This is a genomic window from Stenotrophomonas sp. NPDC077420 (genome assembly GCF_044543385.1).
In the GTDB taxonomy this organism is placed as follows: Bacteria; Pseudomonadota; Gammaproteobacteria; order Xanthomonadales; family Xanthomonadaceae; genus Stenotrophomonas.
On record NZ_JBITVZ010000018.1, the window covers coordinates 14,709 to 34,447 of the forward strand.

The following is a 19,739-nucleotide window of genomic DNA, read 5'->3' on the forward strand; positions in this document are numbered from 1 at the left end:
ACATCACGTTCCTAACAGCGCTCGCAAGAGGTTTGGTGAATGTGTTTGCAGGACAGGATGACAATCGCGATAACCTGTCTTACGTCGCATTTACCTCGGTTGAAGCGCTCTCGGCATTGGGCCTTCCCATGCCTGCAAGCGTGCGCGTCATGGCACAAGGGACTGTCGTTCTTGCCGAAGTTCATGTCCCCGCGCACCGGGGCTCAGGGCGGAACGGTGAGCAGTTTCGCGTTTCCACCTGGAGGACGTCAGGCGGGGCGCGCTTCTGCCCAATATGGGATTCGGAGTTCCCCGATAGCCCCAAGCAGGGGAGCTGTGACAATCGTGTCTGTCGTACTCTGTGCGGAGATGAAGCGCAGAGTTAAGCGGCAGATGGATATAGTAGATGCGTCGGAAGCGTCGGTGAGCTCCTGCAGAGCTCCCTTCCTCCAACTGCGCCGGCCCCGCGGATTCGGAGCGGAGGAAGGGCAGGCGATGCCAGAACCGAAACAGACTAAGGAACAGTGATGCCGATCCACTTCAAGCCCATCGAAAACACCTCATTTGATGAGGGTAGTGGCGTCACCATCTCGCATCCTCGAATTCTCCTAGATGCGCCGCTGGATGGTGTTGCCAGCGTCGAGTACCAGTACACGTTCCGCCGAGGGGGTCAGCGGGTGGGTGCCATGGGGTTTTTCGGAACCGAAGTCGCTGCCGAGTTGGAGGGGCAGCGCGGCTTTATCTACACACTCGATCTTCGCCCTGCTGAAGTACTCATGGATATGTTGAAGTTCAAGAGGTTGCTGGGCGACACAAGCGACGACTTCGATTTTGTCCGACTCCTGGCGCAGGGCTTGGTGAATGTTTTCGCGGGCAAAACTACCAATCCCGAGAGCAGGCGCTATCTGGTCGTCGCTAGCGCCGAAGACCTGGCGCGCGTTGGTGCGCCTGCACCTGCCGGCCACCTTGAGCTGCCTGACGGCAGTATCATCCTCGCCCAGTTGTTTGTTCCTGCGCATGCCGCCTGACGAAAGCCACCATGCCCAGTTTTGTATTCGACGACTTTGCCCGGACTACCCTCTCTGCCGCTACCAGTATTGGTGACCAGAGCCCCGTCTCGAATGCTCAGATTGACTTGGTGATTGAGTACCTGAAGTCGCCGGGTTCGGGGCCTGACAGTGTCACCAGCTACGCCGATTTTGTCGCTGGGCGCATGCAGGTCCATCCACCGAAACTTCCTGAAGGGATGGATTACATCGCTTTCTCAGGCCAAGATCGGGCAGGAATTTCAAACTTCAGGAATGCAGCAACTTACTCCGATGACATTGCGAGATCGGGCGGAATCATCGGTGACACCCCGTGGGGTACGTACATCGAAGATGTGGACAGTAATCCGTCCCAGCATCCCGATTTCGTGGCCATCAGGGACAAGCTCCAACGATTCATGACGGCCCAAGGCGTGCAGCCGAGAGGGGACCACGCTGGTGCCCTCCGGGACATGATGTGGAACGCCGGCAGCCCCGCATTCCTGGAGAATGCGATTGCTACCGGGAAGCCGCTGGTTGCCTTCGTCGAGGGCGCGCCCGGCAATCGGGGCTTCAGCAACTTTGAGCTCACCACCGCGCTCGAACATCCCGACGTAAGGATCAACGGGTATCCAGTAAGCGCTTTTGGGCCAGAACCACTGGCGTTTGTGAGCAAGTCCGCCGCTGAGTATCAAGCGCTGGAGCGATCGCTGGCCGAGGCGGCTAGTGTCAACAGCGGTCAACCAGTTACCGTCGCAGAGGTCCGTCTTAAGCTCAAGCCCATCGATGGCTATGACGCTGTGGATCAGGTTCTCTTTGATCGACCGCTCCACGAATTTAAGTCCTTCAATCTCACCGAGATGGCGGCCACCCGTGCGGATTGGCATGCAGCCCGCGCCAGCCTTGGCACGAGTCCCAGGCTCCATGCTGAGGTACCCGGACATACACCGCACGCGGCGACCCCGCGCGGTGGGGCACGTGCCCCGCCCCCTAGCGGTGCGGCAGGCATCGCGGAGGTGGCAGCAGAGTCCGCGCCCCACGGCGTACACGCCGGTATGAGCCCCGGCATGAAGGTCGCCGGCGTTGCCGGCGTGGCGCTGCTGGCGCAGGACTTCGCCACCTCCGGCCACAAGTGGGTGGAGTTGAGTTCCCAAGGCAACGCAGCGGGTGCTGATTCAACGGCAGCGCACTTCGTCGGGCGCAATCTCGGGGGTGCATTGGGCGGCTTTGTCGCCGGCGCCAGTGTTGGTCTTACTACCGGCTCGTGGACCGGACCGGGTGCGCTGGTCATCGGCGTAGGCGGCGGTGTTCTGGGCGCCCACCTCGGCGAGGAGTGGGCAAACCAGAAGGATATGAAAGCCATCTACGTCCAGATGGACCCCATGGGCCGCACCTGGACCCGCAGCCCTACCGACGAGGAAGGGCGGTGGCTACGTGCCGCGCACCAGCAGCAGGTGCAGTCCGCTGAGCTGGGCGCAGGCGTTGAACTACCTCCAGTTCAGACCGCGCAGGGGGAAGATGTCACCTTCCGCGCCGATTACGTGGCGACTGGCACGCTGGAGCGGCAGTTGAACTGGCAGGCGGCCAAGGCGTCGTACGAGCTGGGCTTGGCCCATCTTCCCCCGCCGCAGGATCCGTATCGCCTGAATGCTCGTGCTGAGCAGGGAACCCCGCCGGCGCCGTTTGAAACGGGGAGGGTATTCGTGCGCGACCCCACCTCCCGTCAATGGGAGTTGCAGATCACGCAGATGCTGGATGGGCGTGCGCCAACCACACGCCACGAACCGGTTTCAGCGGAGCAGGCGCAAGCCCTGGATGCGCAGTCGCGGGCCGTGATCGCCCAGAACGCTGCCAATACGCCAGCCGCCGTCGCGGCGCGCTATATGGTGGCGCACGCGGAAGGGCGCTGGAGCGACTTTGGCGATGCAAACAATCCTTCAGTACCCGCCGCCATCCAGGACGCACAGGGCAGATCAGGCACGCTGCAGGCAAGCAACGGCCACACGTACACCCGCCAGGACGATGGCCAGTGGCGCGACGACGGGCTGGTCTTCAGTGGCACGGCTGACGGCAACCTCAGCGATGAGCTGGAAGTTACGTGGCAGAGCCAGCAGATTGGCGTGGCCGGTCTGGGCAACATGGCCGAGCAGGTCAAGGCCACGGTGCAACTGGCACCGGAAGGCGTGCGTGGGCAGGTGGAAGCACTTTACGCACGGCACGGTATCGAACGCAGCGAAGCGCAGTTGGCGGCTACAGCGGCAGCGGTGGAGCAGGGTCTTGCGGACAATGGAAGGCAGGGTGACCTGGTACTTGAGCTGATCCCAGACCCGCGCACCCACGCGCCAAGCGCCGACAGCGCCATTGCTGCATTCGGGGATGCGGGTGGCAACCGCATGGTCCTCACGGCGACCACCACGATGGAGGACGTTGCGAGGGTTCAGGCGTCACTGCAGCATACGGCCGCGCTGCAGGGCAATGTGGCGGATGAGGTGCCAATCCAGAATGCGCCCGAGCTGCGCATTGAGGCGCTTTCGCCCGACGCGTGGGATGCCCGTCAGCAGGCGCTAAGGGAGGCCAACAGGCAAGGCGCTTCCACGGAAGAGGCCGCACAGCTGGCTGCATTGGCGGCGATGCGGGCAGATGGCAGGGACGTCGCTGAAGCGCGCGTGCCGGAGCTGGTTGAGAACGAGTCAAGCACTAACAATGAGCCACCTCCATCGCAGCTATCCCCTCATCTGGCTGCAGCAGCGATTGCGGCTTCTGTCGAGCGCACCACGGTCGAGGAGCAGTCTACGGCACAGCGAGAGCCCCAGACAGCTCAGGGGGCTGAGCAGGGCGCACGTGAGCACGTCGAAGAGCAGCGTGCCAAGGAGGCGTTCGCTCGTACTGCCGAGGAAGAAGAGGCCCGGCGCGAAGCGTCCGTGGCCGAGCCACAAGCTCACACGGCGCCCACCTCACCCGACATCGCCGCGACACCGATACAGCCGGTGCCTGAGCCCGAACCTGTCGCACGGCCACCGCTGGAAGTCCCTGACCTCGCTGCGACCGTCGCTGCATCAGAAGCGAAGGTAGAGCAGCAGGTAATCCCCGAAGCGGTGCCGGAGACTGTTATCCGCGTGGACGCCAGCCAGCCTGAGATCGGGGTGCAGGCTGAGACGTCCGAGCGGCCGAGCATGGAGGATGCAGCGTCAACACAGCACCCACTGAGGGATGAAGTTTCGCTCGACGAGCCTGTTACAGAGGCACCGCCGAGAGACGTGGTTGAAGAGGTGGTGGTGGCCGAGTCACTGGATGCCGTTCCATTGAAAGAACCCGCGAACGACGTCATCGCGAATCAGGCTGTGCCGGAGCAACAGCCGGAGCCAGAGCCAGAGTTTGCCGTGGCGCGGGTGGCGCAGCCCGCTGATGAGCAGGACCCTTGGACACCCCTGAACCCCGAGCACCCCGACCACGCCCTCTACCAGCAGATCCGCGAGGGCGTAGCGAAGCTGGACAAAGCCCACGGCCGCAGCTACGACCAGACCAGCGAGCGCCTCACCGGCAGCCTGATGGTGCTGGCCAAGAGCAACGGCCTGGGCAGCGTGGACCACGTGGTGCTCAGCCAACCAACGGAAAGCCAACCCGGCGGCCAGAACGTCTTCGTGGTTCAGGGCGAGTTGGACAACCCGGGCCACCAACGGGCCGGCATGCCAACGGCACAGGCAGTGAAGACACCGTTCGAAGAGTCTCTTGAGCAGTTTGACGCGGTGGCGTTCGAGCAGGAACAGCGTGCCGCGCAACTGGCAACGCAGCAGCAGGAAGAAGATCAGCGCGTGCAGCAGGAGATGCAGGTTGCGGCGGCAAGCATGGGGTACTGACTGCGCTCAGCTGTTCAGCGCCAGCCCCATCGGCGGCCACAGCGGGTTCATCCGGTCCAGGTCGTAGTCATTGCCGAACGCCAGCGCCGCCTCACGCGGCTCCAGGTCGTAGTAGCTCACCAGCAGCTGCTCGTCCATGCCGGCGTCGCTGTGGTTTATGGCATACAGCCCCAGCATGGCCTGGTCGAACTCTTCCAGCCAATCAAGGTCGATCTTGTTCATGTTGATCCTCCGAAGCGGATCGCAGCATCGCGCAGGGGCGTCTCATGGCGTGGGACGGAAGAATCCCGTCGCTGGCCACCCCTGTTAAGATGTCCGGGCCAGCCAGCCTTCCCACGTCTACAGACCGTGTGGTTGGCCGCTCCTCCCAGCGGCCACGCGAGCCAGGATCCTTCCTCTGCCTCTCACAAGGACGCTCGCATGCACCCTCGTTCCCTGTTCCGTTCGGCCGCCTTGGCGCTCGCCGTCAGCCTGACCCTTGGCGCTCCGTCCGCCTTTGCCGCCGCCGAAAAGGCCGGCACCACCGCAGCTGCCACTTCCGTCCAGCGCACCGCCGTTGCCCAGGGCCTGTACGAGCTGGCCTTCAGCCCCACCCAGAACGCGCTGTTTGTGGCCTCTTCGGGCGGCTTCGGCAATGCCGCCGGCCCGGCCCAAGTGCTGCGCCTGAATCCGGACTCGTTGGCGGTTGAAGCCAAGATCCCATTGGAGCGCAAAGCCTTCGGCGTGGTGCTGGACGACGCGCACAACCGCCTGTACGTGGGCAACACCGTGGACACCTCGGTGACCGTGGTCGACACCGCCAGCAACAAGGCCGTAGGCATCGTGCAGCTGATGGAGAAAAAGGTCGGCAAGGACGGCAAGGCCGGCTACACGCACGACCTGCGGGAGCTGGTGGTGGATTCCCCGAACAACCGCCTGTACGTCACCGGCCACTCCGGCGAAGGCAGCGTGCTGTTCGTGGTGGACACGCAGTCGCTGAAGCTCATCAACACCATTCCGGGCCTGGGTAACGCCAAGGCGCCGGGCCTCACCCTGGATGCGGCCAACAAGCGCGTGCTCACCTCCAACCTGCTGGGTGAAGTGGTCACCGTGGGCACCGACACCGGCAAGGTGGAGCAGCGCTTCAAGGTCAGCGCCGAGCAGCCGATGAACCTGGCGCTGGACCCGAGTGGCAAGCGCCTGTTCGTGACCGACCAGGGCCTGGAGATGATCCGCAAGTATCAGGGCAGCAGCATTCCGGGCTTTGTCTCCAAGCACCCGGGCCAGCGCGTGCTGGTGCTGGACCCCACCACGGGCAAGGAACTGGCCAGCATCGCCACCGACGCAGGCCCGCTGGGCCTGCTGCTGGATGCACCGCGCAAGCGGCTGTACGTGACCAACCGCGAAGCGGGGACGGTGACCGCGTATGACAGCGAGAGCTACAAGCAGGTGGGCAGCTACGACGTGCCGACCCACCCGAACAGCCTGGCGCTGGATGCGAAGAAGAACGTCCTGTACGTGACCATCAAGAATGGGGACAAGGACGAGAAGGGGAGTGAGGAGTCTGTGGCGCGGATTGCGCTGTAAGGCAGAAAGGGCCAGTTACGCCGCCGTAACATGGCTTTTCACCGTAACACGCGTTGCGTTACGGTGAGAATTTCATGTTACGGCTTCCGAAGCGCGTCTTGGACGCGGTTGATGCGTTCGCTGCGGAAAGCCGCTCAACGCGACACTTTGGGCGCCATCGCGGCGCCCTTACAGGCCGGCTGCTCCATCAACCATACGCGCGCAGCCGCTTCGGCATCCGCCGCATCGCTGACCACGACATCCGGCACCAGCTTTTCGCCATCGCCTTTGAGGTCGCGGTCCACCGACACCGACGCGGTCAGCAGAAGCATGCTGCCGTCGGCGAGTCGAACCGGTGTATTGCCCGTGGACAGGCCGGCGGTGTGCTGCCCGAAGCTGCGTGTCGCGGGTCTACCCCTGAACGCCAGCGCCACCATTTCACCCGAGCTCGCGGTATGGGCGCCGAAGAGTACGGCCACCGCGGGGGCAGGGTGGCGCAGTACATAGGGCGCTGCCGCGAGCCCCATGCGCGGGCGTCCGTTCAACAGCAGGCGCCCTGAGTCAAGGGTCCAGTCATGCTGCGCTGCCCCCACCTTGAACGCGCCTATCATTTCCTTGCCGTCAGGCCGGGTCGACAGCAGCGGCGCGACGCCAAGCAACATGGGCCACATGTTGCCGCCTTGATTCGCCCGCAGATCCACGATCCAGCCGCACAGCGCACGCTGATCCTCAGTGCTCAGCTGCGACTGCAACTGCTGCGCAAAGGCAAGCTGCTGTTGATGGCGAACCTCGGGCGCTGCGGCCGAATCCTCCTTGAAGGCGGGTATCGAGATCCAGCCGATAGGATCGCCCGTGCCGCTACGATGCGCGGCTGGCCCACCAGGATCGGCTTGAGTAGCGGGTCGGCGAAGCTGCGAGGCCTGTGCTGTTCGCTGCAGGCGACCGGATGGGGTGGACATCGTGGATGCACGTATCCAGCGTCCGTGGTTTCCGGTGCTGCGTGCAATGAGCTGCTCCAGAATACTGTCTGCCTCTTCGGGACTTCCCGCTGCCCGCAGGCGCTGCCGCGCAGCGGGCCAATCAACGCGATCGCGATAAAGCGCCTCGCCTTCAAGCAGCTGGATGATGCGCTCGCGCACGTCGGTCGTTTCCACTTCGGCGAGCGCATCAGCATGCACAACGCCGGGCGCGGCAGCGAACACCACTGGGGAAAGCATCCATCCCGCTGCAAGGGCGGCAAGACCGCCCAACACCACCAATCCCTTAGCCTTCGACACGTAGCGCTCCTTCTACGTCAGACGCCATGTGTGCGTCTGCCCGGAGCAATACTAATTCGAAATCGTCAGGCGTTCACATCCACCACCAACCGCCCACGCACCTTCCCTTCAAGGAATGCCGGGAACACGTCCAGCACCTTTTCCAGCCCAATCACTTCAACCGTGCTGGCCAGCTTGCCGAGGTCTAGGTCGGTCGCCAGCCGCTTCCACGCCTCGGCACGCACGGCGTGCGGCGCCTGTACCGAGTCGATACCGGCCAGGGTGACGTTGCGCAGGATGAAGGGCAGCACGGAGGTAGGCAGGTCGGTACCCTGCGCCAGCCCGGCGGCGGCCACCACGCCGCGGTACTTGGTCTGCGCCAGTGCGTTGGCCAGCGTGTGGCTGCCGGCCACGTCCACCACCCCGGCCCAGCGCTCGGCATCCAGCGGACGGGTGCGCGGCTCGGCCAGCGTGGCGCGGTCGATGATCTCGTCAGCGCCCAAGTCCTTGAGGTACTGCGCATGTTCGGGTCGGCCGGTAGACGCCACCGTGCGGTAGCCCAGCTTGGAGAGAATGGCCAAGGCGATGGAGCCTACGCCGCCGTTGGCGCCCGTCACCAGGATGTCGCCGTGCTCGGGCTTCACCCCGCCGTGTTCCAGCGCCAGCACGCACAGCATGGCGGTGTAGCCGGCCGTGCCGATCGCCATGGCGTCTTTGCTGCTGATGCTGTCGGGCAGCTTCACCAGCCATTCGCCGGGGATGCGCGCGCGCTGGGCCAGCCCGCCGTGGTGGGTCTGGCTGAGGCCGTAACCGTTGAGCACGACGCGGTCGCCCTGGCGGAAGCCGGCATTGCCCGATTCCAGCACGGTGCCGGCCAGGTCGATGCCGGGAATGAGCGGGAACGTACGGATCACCGGCGAGGCGTTGGTCATCGCCAGCGAGTCTTTGTAGTTCAGGGTGGAGTACTCCACCTGCACCAGTACATCGCCTTCGTGCAGGTCGGCTTCGTCAAAGGCCACCAGCTGGGTGGAAACCTGGCCGTCTTCTTTGGTGGCCAGCAGGGCATTGAATTTCATGGGCATCGATCACCTCGGGGGACATGACCTGCATGCTATGGTCGTACCGTGGTTGCCACAAGAACTATGCTTTCCCATAGGTACTATGGTTTTCAGGAGTATCCCGTAATGGCGCGGCGCGTATATGGCAAAACCGGCTGCAGCGTGGAAGCCACGCTGTCGGTTATCGGCGGCACGTGGAAGCCAGTGATCCTGTTCTATCTGGTGTCACGCACGCGGCGATTCATGGAGCTGACGCGGCTGATTCCCAACGCCACCCAATCGATGTTGACCAGCCAGCTGAGGGAGCTGGAGGCCGACGGCGTGGTGGTACGGCATGTGTACCCCGAGGTGCCGCCGAAGGTGGAGTACCGGTTGTCGGAACTGGGCCGGACGCTGGTGCCGGTTTTGTTGGCGATGCGGGATTGGGGGGACTCGTACAAGAAGACCCAGGCGACCGCTGAAGAGGCGTGAAGGGCGCTCGTTGAGGGCTTTCCGCAAGCTTCTGTGACGCCGGTCAAGCTGTAAGTAGGTTTTTTCCTATTCTTTCCCGTGTTCGCGTACCCAAGACTACGCAGGCGAGTACGGCCGTGCCAAGAAAAGAATTGACCATGAAGCTTTGGGTAACAAGATCGATGCTGATGGGCGCCCCGACGCTGTTCGTCATTGCCGGCCTCGCCGCGTGCGGGTGGGAAGCGGAAACCGCCAAGCCCCATGTGGAAGCCAACAAGAAGAGCGCTGCGATGCGAACGGAGGTTCCTCTTACCCGGCCCATTGCCCTGGACAAGGCGGGCGAGGTGGTGAATGTGGAGTTTGAGCTTCCGCCGCCCGGACCCAACGCCTCATCCGAGTTGATGCTGGGTGTGCGGTTGGTGAGGCCGGACGCAGAATCCGGCACCTCGCTTTCAATCAGGCTCGTCGAAGCAGGGATAGCTGCCAGAGTCAGCTTGATTCGCATGGAGGAAGGTGCAATCAAGACAGTGCCCCTGACGAGGGATGCGCCGAATCTTCGCGAACGAATATTGGTCCCCATTGACGGAACGGTACCTGGCCTGACCATGTCGGGAGTTGAACCGTCACTGCTCGAGAGTGCCGGCCTTGTTGATGCTGCGCTCTACTATGACGTTCTTCAGTTTGCGTATGCAGAGAACATCCAGCCTGGACATTACCGCCTCACCATTGAGCTGACAGGCGACCACCCGGAGTTCCGCGAAGATACCGCTGAGCTGCTTGTCGCTTATTTCAAGAAGGCAAAGTGACCGATGAGCAAGGACGCACCCTATACCGTTACCGTGCACGTTGCCGCACCCGGGACGCCGTTGGCCGGAGGAGTGACATCAGCCGCAGGGCACATGTATCTGTCTGTTGAGCACGGCGATTCTTCACGCAGTTATGGTTTCGCACCGATCGAGCATGGCGCTACCAGCGGCTCCGCCGACGGCGTGGTGGTGCGGCATGTGTACCGAGGTGCCGCCGAAGGTGGAGTACCGGCTTTCGGAACTGGGCCGGACGTTGGTGCCGGTGTTGTTGGCGATGAGGGATTGGGGGGATGCGTGCAAGGCGCAGAACAGGGCCCGCACAGGCGAGAGCTGACACTGCGTTGAGCGGAACTGTGACGAAGTTCCTCTGACGCGTAGGAATTTCCCTATTTCCGGCCTCGATTGCACACCCCACACCACGTGGGCGATAGCATCGACAGTATCCGGATCAGGCGTGAGCAATGAAGAAGCGTACGTGCGTATCAAATCTGCTGAGAGCGCTGGCCACGCTTGCCGTGGCCGGCCTCGCGGCATGCGGGCAAGGTGAGCAGGGCCCCCACGCTCTCCAGCCCGTCTCGATGGAGGATGCACTGATGCGTAATGAAGCTCCCCTTGTCCGGCCGATTTCCTTGGGCAGGGCAGGAGAGGTGGTGAACCTGGAGTTCGAGTTGCCACCGCCGACGGAGAATGCGTCGTCTACGCTGCTGGTCGGTGTTCGAGTGGTAGCGCCAGATGCTCCTACCGGAATCAGGCGTTCCGACGAGATCATACGTGCGCAGCTGTCAGCCCGTGTCAGGCTGCTTCGAGTGGAGGAAACATCCATCACCCAAGTGGCGCTGTTCCGTAACTCTCCGGATCTGCAGGACCGCATAGTGGTTGGCGATGATGGATTGGTTCCGGGAGTTACATCCTCGGATGTCGAGCGCACTCAGCTGGAGGGCGTTGGGATGGTTGACGCTTCCAGGTTCTACGACGTTCTTCTGCTTTCAGGCGCAGAGGACGCCAAGCCTGGCCACTACCGGCTGACTGTTGAGTTGCAGCAGGGCCATCCACAGTTGGGTTCGGAACCTGTCGAGCTGCTCATTGCCTATATGGGTAAGGGGAAGTAACGCATGGCCAAGGACGCGCCATATACCGTGACCATCTACGTTGCAGCACCAGGAACTCCGCTGAAGAACGGCGGTACGTCGGCTGCAGGGCACATGTATCTGGCCGTCCAACATGAAGGAGTGACTCAAAGCTTTGGGTTTGCGCGCGCTCGGCACGGTGCGAGCACCGGCCCTGGCGCGGTGACGTATGGCGACGTCGTGAACTATGAAAATCCCTACTACGCGCGGACGATGGAGATAAGCAAGGCGCAGTTCGAGAAGATAGTTGCGTTTGGCGACGATCCGGTCAAACATGGGTTCAACATGGAGTACAGCGGCCTCTCCAAGAGCTGCATCGACTTTACCTGGGGTGTGCGCTCAACCACGCGGGCCTGCACAAGCAGGTCAAGTCACAGCAGGATGCAGACTTCGAGGGTGCGCTCAAGCCTCTGGACAACAAGTCTGAGATCCAGAGCATTCGAGCGCCTTATCCCCATAGCGAGCTGAACTGCGAAGTTCATCACCCGATGCCGAAACGCATGCTGATGCAGCGGCTCATTTCTGAAAATGGTGAATACGAAGGCGTCGGTCGCGACCCCATGCTGCGCCAGACCCGGGAGAAGGTGGCAGAGCTGGACGCTGCCAATGGTCGAGCCTTCGACCCCATCAGTGAGCGCGTCAGCGCAAGCTTGTATGTGCTCGCCAAGGAGAATGGGCTATCGCGCGTAGACCATGTGGTGCTCAGTGAGCGCACCCCGAACTCGGCCGCCGCAGAAAACATCTTCGTCGTGCAGGGCGAGCGCAACGACCCGGCGCATCTACGCGCTTCCATGCCCACCGTCCAGGCAACGCAGACCCCGCTTGAAGCGTCGCTGGAACGCGGCGAGCAGTTGGCCAACGCCAACCAGCTGAACCAACAGCTCGCGGCGCAGGCCGAACAGGCGCAATCGCAGGAGCGTGAGGCTGCCGTGCGGCGAATGGGGTGATGCCCTCCCGGTTAAGCCCTCTTCCGCACATGCCGCCCGACCTTCGCCATGCACCATGCTCAGCGCATTCACCAGCAGGGCATTGAATGGCGCGGCGCGTATGTGGCAAGAACGGCTGCAGCGTGGAAGCCACGCTTTCAGTCATCGGCGGCAAGTGGAAGCCGGTGATCCTGTTCTACCTGGTGTCACGCGCGCGGCGATTCATGGAGCTGACGCGCCTCATCCCGAACGCCACCCAATCGACGTTGACCAGCCAGGTGAGGGAGCTGGAGGCCGACGGCGTGGTGGTGCGGCATGTGTACCCCAAGGTGCCGCCGAAGGTGGAGTACCGGCTGTCGGAACTGGGCCGGCCGCTGGTGCCGGTGCTGTTGGCGATGCGGGATTGGGGGGATTCGTACAAGAAGATGAACCGCGCAGGATGCCAGGGAAGGCGGTGGTGCAGAACTTTGACCTGGCGCAGGTGGCGATAGGGATTTTCCTATTTCCTCGTTGATTTGATCGGCCCAGACTGTACAAGAAGCAGGTTCGCTGGATGCAGGAGCAGTGGAAGACAATGGCTAGGGACGTTCGTGCAATTCTGCTGGCAGGCGTTGCCCTGTTTGCTGCAGTTGGCATCGCTGGTTGCGGGCAAGGTGCGGACGTCGCGCAGCCGGTCCAAGCCGCGAAGGAGAACTCGGAAATGCGCAGCGAAGTTCCCCTTACTCGACCGCTGTCGTTGAGCAAAGCCGGTGAGGTGGTCAACGTGGAATTTGAGCTGCCTCCGCCAGGGCCCAATGCCTATGCTGCATTGATGCTGGGGCTTCGGATAGCCAGGGCAGATGCAGAGTCCGCTACAGCGCTGTCGTTCAAACTGGCTGAGTCAAAAGTGGCGGCCAAGGTTCGATTGATCCGCGTGCAGGAAGGTGTCCTCACAACGGTGCCCCTTATCCGAAACCTGCCCACTCTGCGCGATCGGGTCGAGGTCGCGCCGGACGGCAGCGTGCCGGGACTGGTGACCTCGGGCGTGGACACGACGATGCTGGAAGAGTCGAATCTGCTGAACCCTGGGCTCCACTACCACATCATGAAGTTTGCGACCGCCGAGAACGTACAGCCGGGCCACTACCGTCTGACCATTGATCTTGACTCCGACCACCCGGAGCTTCAGAACGAAGAAACCGAGTTGTTGGTGGCTTACTTCAAGAAGGCGAAGTAATCAGTGAGCAAGGACGCGCCCTATACCGTCACCGTGTACGTAGGAGGCGTGAAGGGCGCTGGTTGAGGGCTTTCCGCCCGCTTCTGTGATGCCTGTCAAGCTGTTATTAGGTTATTTCCTATTCTTCCCCGTGTCCGCGTACCTCAGACTATGCAGGCGAGTACGCCCGTACCAGAGAAAGAATTGACCATGAAGCTTTGGGTAACAAGATCGATGCTGATGGGCGCTGTTGCGCTGTCTGTGACCGCCGGTCTTGCGGGGTGGGAGCGGGAAGCGGAAACCGCCACGCCCACCGTGGAGGCCAACAAGAAGAGCGCTGAGATGCGGACCGAAGTGCCTCTTACCCGTCCCATTGCCTTGGACAAGGCGGGCGAGGTGGTGAACGTGGAGTTCGATCTGCCGCCTCCCGGTCGGAATGCGTCACCCATGTTGATGCTCGGGTTCCGCACTGAGAGCCCGGATTCAGCGGCGGCAATTGCGTTGACCAGCCAGCTACTTGAAGCAGACCTGGCAGCAAAGGTACGCCTTCTCCGAGTGAACGAAGGTTCCATTGCAACGGTTCCTCTCAGCCGGCCCACAGGGGAGCCGGGGGAGTGGGCTGCGCTACCGCCCGATGGATCGGTACCGGGTGTCACTGTGACCAGTCTCGATACGTCGCTGCTCGAGGAGGCAGCCCTGCTGCACTCGGCGAACGTTGAGACGTACTTCAAATTTGCGGCGGCAGAGAAAATCGAGCCGCGTCACTACCGGCTGACTGTCGAGCTGATGGGTGACCACCCCGACTTTCTTGGCTGGAAGGCAGAGTTGTTGCTCGCCTACTTCAAACGCGGGAAGTAAGTCATGAGCAGGCGCGTGGGCTGCGCTCAACAATGCAGGCATCCACCGCCAGACCAGGTCGGGGCAGGACCAGACCTTCGAAGGAGCGATCAAGCCGCTCAATAACATGCGCGACATCAAGAGCATGCCGGAGCAGATCCCCGGCAGCAAGCTCAACACCGAACTCGAAAACCCCATGCCAAAGCGGTCGCTGCTGCAGCGCCTGATCTCCGAGAGCGACTCCTACGAAGGCGTCAGGGGCGATCCCATGCTCTCCCAGGTCCGCGACAAGGTGGCGGAGCTGGACGCCGCCAATGGCGAACCTTCGACTCCACAAGTGAGCGCGTCACAGCAAGCCTGTATGTGCTGGCGAAGGAAAATGGCCTATCGCACGTCGACCACGTTGTACTGAGTGACCGCACCTCGCATGCGGCCGCCGCAGAAAACATCTTTGTCGTGCAGGGCGAGCGCAACGACCCGGCGCATCTGCGCGCCTCCATGCCCACCGTCCAGGCAGCGCAGGCCCCCCTTGAAGCTTCGCTGGAACGTGGCGAGCAGTTGGCTAGCGCCAGCCAACTGAGCCAACAGCTGGCGGCGCAGGCCGAACAGACGCAATCGCAGGAGCGTGAGGCGGCTGTGCGGCAGATGGGGTGATTGGCCAGTCGTTACGGTGCCTTCCCTACGTACCGCGCCCGCCCCTCCCCATGCCCCACGCTCAGCGCGTCCATCTGCCCGCGCGCATCCCGATGGAACTCCAGAGGTGTTGGCAGGGCGAAGCGTGCCAAGGCCTAAGTCCAGTGCACGGTGATTTCGCTTTCCCGGGCGTGGCGGCGGCGTCCACGCGCTGCTTCAGCGCCTGCATTTCGTCCGCGTGGGTGTCGTGGTCGTCGATCCGGTGCTCGGCGCCCGCTGGCGTCGGGGCGGCAACGACGTTATTGGTAAGGCATCCGCCGGGTTTCACAAAATCCTTAGTGAGCCTGTTCTAGCCTCACCCCAGGCCCCACGCCGTGGGGCGGCCGGTGCACTCGCGCTGGACGGGGAACAGGGTGGTAGGGAAGACGACTGCACACATGCCCGATGGTCATGTGCGGTCGGAACGCCTCTCTTCTGGAGCCTGGACATGAATACCGTACTCGCCAACCACAACCGCGTGAACCTGCATGTTGAAGACACCGGCGGCGATGGTCGCCCGGTGATCCTTGTGCACGACTGGCCGCTCAACATGCACCAGTGGAACCTGCAGGTACCCCCACTGCGGGAGGCAGGATACCGAGTGATCGCCTACGACCGCCGCGGATTCGGAAAATCCGAGAAGCCGGTCTACGGCTACAGTTACGACGACACAGCCGCAGACCTCGCTTGCCTGATCCTGGATATGGACCTGACCAACGTCACGATCGTAGGCATGGGCATGGGGGCGGCCGAAGCCGCGCGCGCCGACGTGCTGCTGGGCGGAGAACGCCTCAACATGATCATGCTTGTATCCACGGTCACGCCGTTCATGCTCATGACCGAAGGTAACGATTATGGATGGGTGCCCTCGTTCAAATACACGCAGATGCTGGAGTCCCTGCAGAATGATCGTGAGGGGTTCTTCGTGGATCTGATGCAGACCTATCACAGCGCCGGCGGCGAGCTGAAAATCACCCAGCAGCAGCTGGCAGACCTGGTCACGATGTGCCAGACAGCCGATCAGAGCGCTGCCATCGCGTGCTGGGAGTCGGTCTGCAAAACCGATCACCGGCCTACGCTGGAAGCGGTGAAGACGCGATCGACGGTGCTACACGGTGCAGCAGATGCGTTCGCGCCCCACGGCAAGGCGGCGGACATCACGGCGCGGACGCTTAACGACTCCTTCCAGGCCAGCCTGCGGGAGGCAACACACGGAATGAGCGTGAGCGACAGCCATGAGTTCACCGAGGGACTGCTGCGGCTGCTTCCAAAAAAATAGGCGATGGGCTGCGACGCCCCGTGCCCGGTGAAACGTGCACGGGGTGTAACCGGGAGGCAAAGGAACGCTCACGTCGCATCGGCAGTCGTCCACTAGCATGAGCGGCCGATCGATGATTCTGGAGCTGAGCATGACTGCATCTCTCGTTCGCCTGCACGTTGAAGACACCGGCGGTACCGGCCGACCGGTAGTGCTGATCCACGGCTGGCCATTGTCGGCCGAATCCTGGCGCGCGCAGGTACCCGTGCTGAAGGCGGCCGGGTACCGCGTGGTGGCGTATGACCGCCGTGGTTTCGGCCGTTCGGAGAAGCCTGCTGATGGCTACGAGTACGACACGCTGGCCGACGACCTGGCGGGGGTGCTCGAGCAGCTGGACCTGCGCGACGCAACGCTGGTCGGCTTCTCGATGGGCGGCGGCGAAGTGGCCCGCTACATCGCCCGCCACGGCGAGCAGCGCCTGCGCAGTGTGGTATTCGCCTCGGCGGTGCCGCCGTACATGCTCAAGACGGCCGACAATCCCGACGGCCCGCTGACGGAAGAAAAGGCCGAGCAGATGCGGACGGGTCTGGAGAACCACCGCGATGAATTCTTCGACGGCTTCACCAAGGACTTCTTCAGTGCCAAGGGCGAGTTGAAGGTCAGCGAGAAGCAGCGCCAGGAAGCGATCGAGCTGTGCAAGCAGTCTGATCAGACGGCGGCGCTGGGCTGCATGAAAGCGTTTGGGACCACCGATTTCCGTGAAGACCTGAAGAAGGTCACGGTGCCTACGCTGGTGCTGCATGGTGACAGTGATGGCACCGTGCCGTATGAAGGATCGGGGCGCCGCACGCATGAGGCGATTCGGGGCAGCGAGGTGGTGCTGCTGAAGGATGCGCCGCATGGGTGCAACGCCAGCCATCCTGAGCAGTTCAACGCGGCGTTGGTTGCGTTCCTGGCGCGGTGAGGTAGGCAAGGTTGCTGAAATGGCGTGGGACACGCGTGGCGTGTCGCTACGCGGGGGCGGGGCGCGTTTTGCGCGTTCCCGCCTTGTTCTTTTCAAGGGTGAGTTGAATGCGCAAGACCACTACGCCGCCTTGGAAGAAGCCCAATCCCAAGGGGAAGAAGGGGCAGCCGCTGTCACCGTCGCAGAAGGAGGCGGCGCGCCAGCGGGCGGAGGAGAACGGCCGCACCTATCCCAATCTGGTCGACAACATGTGGGCGAAGACGCTGCCGCGAGGCGACTGATGCGTAGGGACACGCCATGCGTTTCCTGTTTTCGGTCCGCTCCGTTCAGCCACGCATGGCGGGGCTCTACGCGGCGTCACGTAGCGTCGGGCAATCCGCGGCTCACTGACGGGCCGCTGCATCCTTTGCCGCGCTCAAGGCTTGGTCTGCGCGCAGGAATACGGTGGTGGCAGGTTCCGCACTGTGCGTGGATGCCGCGCCAAACAGCAATGACGCGCCGGTGCTCTGGCTGAGGTCACGTGCAACCTCCTCGAACTTCGCCACGGTCTCGCTGGCATCGCCACGGGCCAGCATGGCAACAAACTCGCCGCTGCCGGTGACGCGGTTGATGCTGTCGCCCCGTTCGGGCTGAAGGCAGCGCTCAAGCAGCTGGTCCAGCTGCTGCAGCTGGCGATCCAACGCCCGCTCGCCAAGGCGTTGTGCCAGCGCGGAGAGATCCTGCAGTTCCAGGATCACGACCGTGTAGGCTCCCGCGCCATCGGCTGCCGTACTGGCCTCAGCGGCCACCGCGTGGTCGATGATCGCCGCCACCTGCTGCTCGCGTTCGCGGCTGCGGCTTTCCATCAGGGTCATGGTCAGGCGGGCCAGGGCCTGCAGCGCGTCCCGCTGGGTAGGGTTGAGCTCGCGTGGGTTGACGTCTATCACGCATACGCTGCCCACGGCGGCACCGCCTTCGGTCACCAGCGGCATGCCAGCGTAGAAGCGGGCGCCGAGGTCCTTCAACATCGGGTTGTCCGCGAAGCGCGCGTCCTGGCTGAGGTCGCCCACTTCCATCAGCTGGGTGGGCTGCCGGATGGCGTGGTCGCACACGGCCACGTTGCGCTCGGTCTGGACGCTCTCCAGGCCGGCGCGGGCCTTGAACCATTGCCGGTCGCGGTCGACCAGGCTCACCAGGGCCATCGGGGTGCCGCAGACGGCAGCGGCGACCTTGACGATGTCGTCGTACGCCGGCTCGGGCAGGCTGCCCACGATGTGCAGGGCGTCGAGCGCGCGCTGGCGTTCGGTTTCGTTGATGCCGGTGGCGGTTTGGACCATGCGGATACCTTAAAAGCGTAGGGCATGGTTCAGCCTAGGCCAGCTGCGCAAGGCGTGGGTTAAGTCCGGGTAGAGGCGCGCCTGCGCGTTCACCCGCGCGTGCGGTTGCGGTACCTCTCAGCGCTTGACCGCCAGCTCGCCGTCCAGCGCAAGCTCGGCCCTGAAGCCCGCCTTTTCAAGGCGTGTGGCCACCTCGCGCGGCACGTCGCGCCCGCTGGTGAGCTTGTTCGGCGCACCGGTGTAATGGAACATGCGCCCGCCCTTGCGGATCATCCGCGCCAGCTGGTCGAGGTGGTGCTGTTGAAGGATGTGCCGCATGGGTGCAACGCCAGCCACCCTGAGCAGTTCAATGCGGTGTTGGTGGAATTTCTGGTGCGTTGAGGTAATGGTGCCGACATGCGGTGAGTGGGACACGCGTGGCGTGCCGCTACGAGGAGAGGGATGATGAGGAAGACCGTAACGCCGCGCATATTCACACACCGCTTCTCTTTGCCCTCATAGGATTTGATCAGGCCTCACGCCGTGGGGCGGCCGGCGGGGTGTGCCGGACGGGGAACAGGCGCAACGGGTGCCACTGTGACTGGCCGACCGGCTGTGGGCTGGGGGCGGCACGGTGGACTGCCCTTCTCAATCCCTCGCGGGAAAAGGAGTCGCTGTGAACCTCTCCATCGTCTTTATCAAGCCGGCACCCCTGCTGGCCGCGTTGATTGCCCTTGGCAGCTTCAATGCGGTGGCGGCGACGCCGTCGCCGCCACCGCCGCCGCCGCTCCCGTACGAGGGTGCTTGGGAGTTGAAAAGTTGCACGCCTTTCGGGCAGGAAGAGAGCAGGTGTGAAGGGCAACGGCTCAGCCTGGTCATCGCGCATTCGGAGGCCGCGACCCACACATCGTTCTGCGGCACGTTCGTGGCGTCAAACCAGGATACATACTCACCCATCGTTCAAGGAACCCTTAACGGCGCGTTCGAAAACGCCGAGCCAGATGGTCAGTTCAGAGGGCGGATGTTCCTGCAAAGGGAAGGTTCAACCGATCCCTATGCAGTAAGTGTCCATATCAACGATGGGGAATTGCGATTCCTGTACCGGGGGTACACCCACGACACAGTCAAATGGCCCATCGCTTCGGTAGTGCGGTTACGCCGCGTTGCCACCACGGAGGCTATAGCAAAGAAGCAGGTGGAACTTCGGGCAGTCTGCAAAAAATGGGAAGAAGAATCGGCGAAGTACACGCCCAAGAGTCCGTAGACCGCCTGTGGGCACCCCATTGGGATGGACGATGTCGTCGTAAGCCGCCTCGGGCGGGTGGCGTACGATGGTGCAGGGCGTCGAGCGGGCGCAGGCGCTCGGTTTCGTTGATGCCGGTGGTGGTTTGCATCATGCAGATGCCTTGGACGGGCCTGGCTCAGCATGCGCCCGCTGCGCAGGGCGGGGGTCAGGCCCGGGTAGGGCGCGTCTGCGCGTTCACCCCTA

General features: G+C 63.1%; 21 protein-coding genes and 2 pseudogenes. 18 read left to right on the forward strand and 5 right to left on the reverse strand.

Going from position 1 to position 19,739, the window contains the following annotated elements:
• Window positions 1-506 precede the first annotated feature (506 nt).
• Together ACIGII_RS15965 and ACIGII_RS15970 are read left to right on the forward strand one after the other, a co-directional pair.
• Window positions 507-1,007 carry a hypothetical protein gene (locus ACIGII_RS15965; RefSeq protein WP_399639748.1) on the forward strand — a complete coding sequence of 167 codons (501 nt, stop codon included), beginning with the start codon at window positions 507-509 and terminating at the stop codon, window positions 1,005-1,007.
• 11 nt (window positions 1,008-1,018) lie between these two features.
• Window positions 1,019-4,861: an XVIPCD domain-containing protein gene (locus tag ACIGII_RS15970; RefSeq protein ID WP_399639751.1), complete on the forward strand. Its 3,843-nt coding sequence runs from the start codon at window positions 1,019-1,021 to the stop codon at window positions 4,859-4,861.
• Between the two features lie 6 nt (window positions 4,862-4,867).
• Here the strand turns inward: ACIGII_RS15970 and ACIGII_RS15975 are convergent, their stop codons facing one another.
• The gene (locus ACIGII_RS15975; protein WP_083214053.1) at window positions 4,868-5,083 is read right to left on the reverse strand and encodes a hypothetical protein; all 216 of its coding nucleotides are present in this window, start codon (window positions 5,081-5,083) and stop codon (window positions 4,868-4,870) included.
• A 198-nt stretch (window positions 5,084-5,281) separates the two neighbouring features.
• Here ACIGII_RS15975 and ACIGII_RS15980 point away from each other — a divergent pair, with 198 nt between their 5' ends.
• Complete coding sequence (locus tag ACIGII_RS15980; protein ID WP_399639755.1) at window positions 5,282-6,427, forward strand: YncE family protein; 1,146 nt, start codon at window positions 5,282-5,284, stop codon at window positions 6,425-6,427.
• Between the two features lie 134 nt (window positions 6,428-6,561).
• On the opposite strand, the gene ACIGII_RS15985 is transcribed toward ACIGII_RS15980, so the two are convergent.
• Both ACIGII_RS15985 and ACIGII_RS15990 read right to left on the reverse strand, forming a co-directional pair.
• Entirely contained in the window at window positions 6,562-7,683 is a 1,122-nt protein-coding gene (locus ACIGII_RS15985; protein ID WP_399639758.1) for a S41 family peptidase, read from the reverse strand.
• 65 nt (window positions 7,684-7,748) lie between these two features.
• Window positions 7,749-8,738 (reverse strand): MDR family oxidoreductase, encoded by a 990-nt coding sequence (locus ACIGII_RS15990; protein ID WP_399639761.1) that lies wholly within the window; start codon window positions 8,736-8,738, stop codon window positions 7,749-7,751.
• A gap of 108 nt (window positions 8,739-8,846) precedes the next feature.
• On the opposite strand from ACIGII_RS15990, the gene ACIGII_RS15995 reads away from it, so the two are divergent.
• From ACIGII_RS15995 to ACIGII_RS16060, 14 genes and pseudogenes are all read left to right on the forward strand, one after another.
• Entirely contained in the window at window positions 8,847-9,191 is a 345-nt protein-coding gene (locus tag ACIGII_RS15995) for a winged helix-turn-helix transcriptional regulator (protein ID WP_399639763.1), read from the forward strand.
• Window positions 9,192-9,328: 137 nt separating this feature from the next.
• Window positions 9,329-9,976, forward strand: a complete 648-nt coding sequence (locus ACIGII_RS16000) for a hypothetical protein (RefSeq protein ID WP_399639766.1) — start codon at window positions 9,329-9,331, stop codon at window positions 9,974-9,976.
• A 174-nt stretch (window positions 9,977-10,150) separates the two neighbouring features.
• Window positions 10,151-10,310 (forward strand): annotated as a pseudogene (locus ACIGII_RS16005) (winged helix-turn-helix transcriptional regulator); the annotation flags it as partial.
• Between the two features lie 127 nt (window positions 10,311-10,437).
• Entirely contained in the window at window positions 10,438-11,085 is a 648-nt protein-coding gene (locus ACIGII_RS16010) for a hypothetical protein (RefSeq protein WP_399639767.1), read from the forward strand.
• Window positions 11,086-11,088: 3 nt separating this feature from the next.
• Window positions 11,089-11,571, forward strand: coding sequence for a hypothetical protein (locus tag ACIGII_RS16015; protein ID WP_399639770.1), 483 nt, complete (start codon window positions 11,089-11,091; stop codon window positions 11,569-11,571).
• A 32-nt stretch (window positions 11,572-11,603) separates the two neighbouring features.
• Window positions 11,604-12,050, forward strand: a complete 447-nt coding sequence (locus ACIGII_RS16020) for an XVIPCD domain-containing protein (protein ID WP_399639772.1) — start codon at window positions 11,604-11,606, stop codon at window positions 12,048-12,050.
• Between the two features lie 86 nt (window positions 12,051-12,136).
• Window positions 12,137-12,520 carry a winged helix-turn-helix transcriptional regulator gene (locus ACIGII_RS16025; protein ID WP_399639774.1) on the forward strand — a complete coding sequence of 128 codons (384 nt, stop codon included), beginning with the start codon at window positions 12,137-12,139 and terminating at the stop codon, window positions 12,518-12,520.
• Between the two features lie 62 nt (window positions 12,521-12,582).
• Complete coding sequence (locus ACIGII_RS16030) at window positions 12,583-13,245, forward strand: hypothetical protein (RefSeq protein ID WP_399639777.1); 663 nt, start codon at window positions 12,583-12,585, stop codon at window positions 13,243-13,245.
• A 189-nt stretch (window positions 13,246-13,434) separates the two neighbouring features.
• A complete protein-coding gene (locus ACIGII_RS16035) occupies window positions 13,435-14,082 on the forward strand; it encodes a hypothetical protein (RefSeq protein WP_399639780.1) in 648 nt (215 codons plus the stop codon).
• Between the two features lie 106 nt (window positions 14,083-14,188).
• The gene (locus ACIGII_RS16040; RefSeq protein ID WP_399639783.1) at window positions 14,189-14,473 is read left to right on the forward strand and encodes a hypothetical protein; all 285 of its coding nucleotides are present in this window, start codon (window positions 14,189-14,191) and stop codon (window positions 14,471-14,473) included.
• Window positions 14,425-14,715 (forward strand): XVIPCD domain-containing protein, encoded by a 291-nt coding sequence (locus tag ACIGII_RS16045; RefSeq protein WP_399639786.1) that lies wholly within the window; start codon window positions 14,425-14,427, stop codon window positions 14,713-14,715. The genes ACIGII_RS16040 and ACIGII_RS16045 overlap by 49 nt, the downstream gene beginning before the upstream one ends.
• A gap of 466 nt (window positions 14,716-15,181) precedes the next feature.
• Entirely contained in the window at window positions 15,182-16,012 is an 831-nt protein-coding gene (locus ACIGII_RS16050; RefSeq protein WP_399639789.1) for an alpha/beta fold hydrolase, read from the forward strand.
• A 130-nt stretch (window positions 16,013-16,142) separates the two neighbouring features.
• Window positions 16,143-16,955 (forward strand): alpha/beta fold hydrolase, encoded by an 813-nt coding sequence (locus tag ACIGII_RS16055; RefSeq protein WP_399639791.1) that lies wholly within the window; start codon window positions 16,143-16,145, stop codon window positions 16,953-16,955.
• Between the two features lie 107 nt (window positions 16,956-17,062).
• On the forward strand, window positions 17,063-17,236 hold the full coding sequence (locus tag ACIGII_RS16060) for a hypothetical protein (protein ID WP_399639794.1): 174 nt from the start codon (window positions 17,063-17,065) through the stop codon (window positions 17,234-17,236).
• A 102-nt stretch (window positions 17,237-17,338) separates the two neighbouring features.
• Here ACIGII_RS16060 and ACIGII_RS16065 read toward each other — a convergent pair whose 3' ends face one another.
• A complete protein-coding gene (locus ACIGII_RS16065; RefSeq protein ID WP_399639796.1) occupies window positions 17,339-18,271 on the reverse strand; it encodes a GAF domain-containing protein in 933 nt (310 codons plus the stop codon).
• A gap of 117 nt (window positions 18,272-18,388) precedes the next feature.
• A pseudogene (locus tag ACIGII_RS16070) lies at window positions 18,389-18,565 on the reverse strand (SAM-dependent methyltransferase); the annotation flags it as partial.
• A 361-nt stretch (window positions 18,566-18,926) separates the two neighbouring features.
• On the opposite strand from ACIGII_RS16070, the gene ACIGII_RS16075 reads away from it, so the two are divergent.
• The gene (locus ACIGII_RS16075) at window positions 18,927-19,514 is read left to right on the forward strand and encodes a hypothetical protein (protein WP_399639799.1); all 588 of its coding nucleotides are present in this window, start codon (window positions 18,927-18,929) and stop codon (window positions 19,512-19,514) included.
• Window positions 19,515-19,739: the final 225 nt, after the last annotated feature.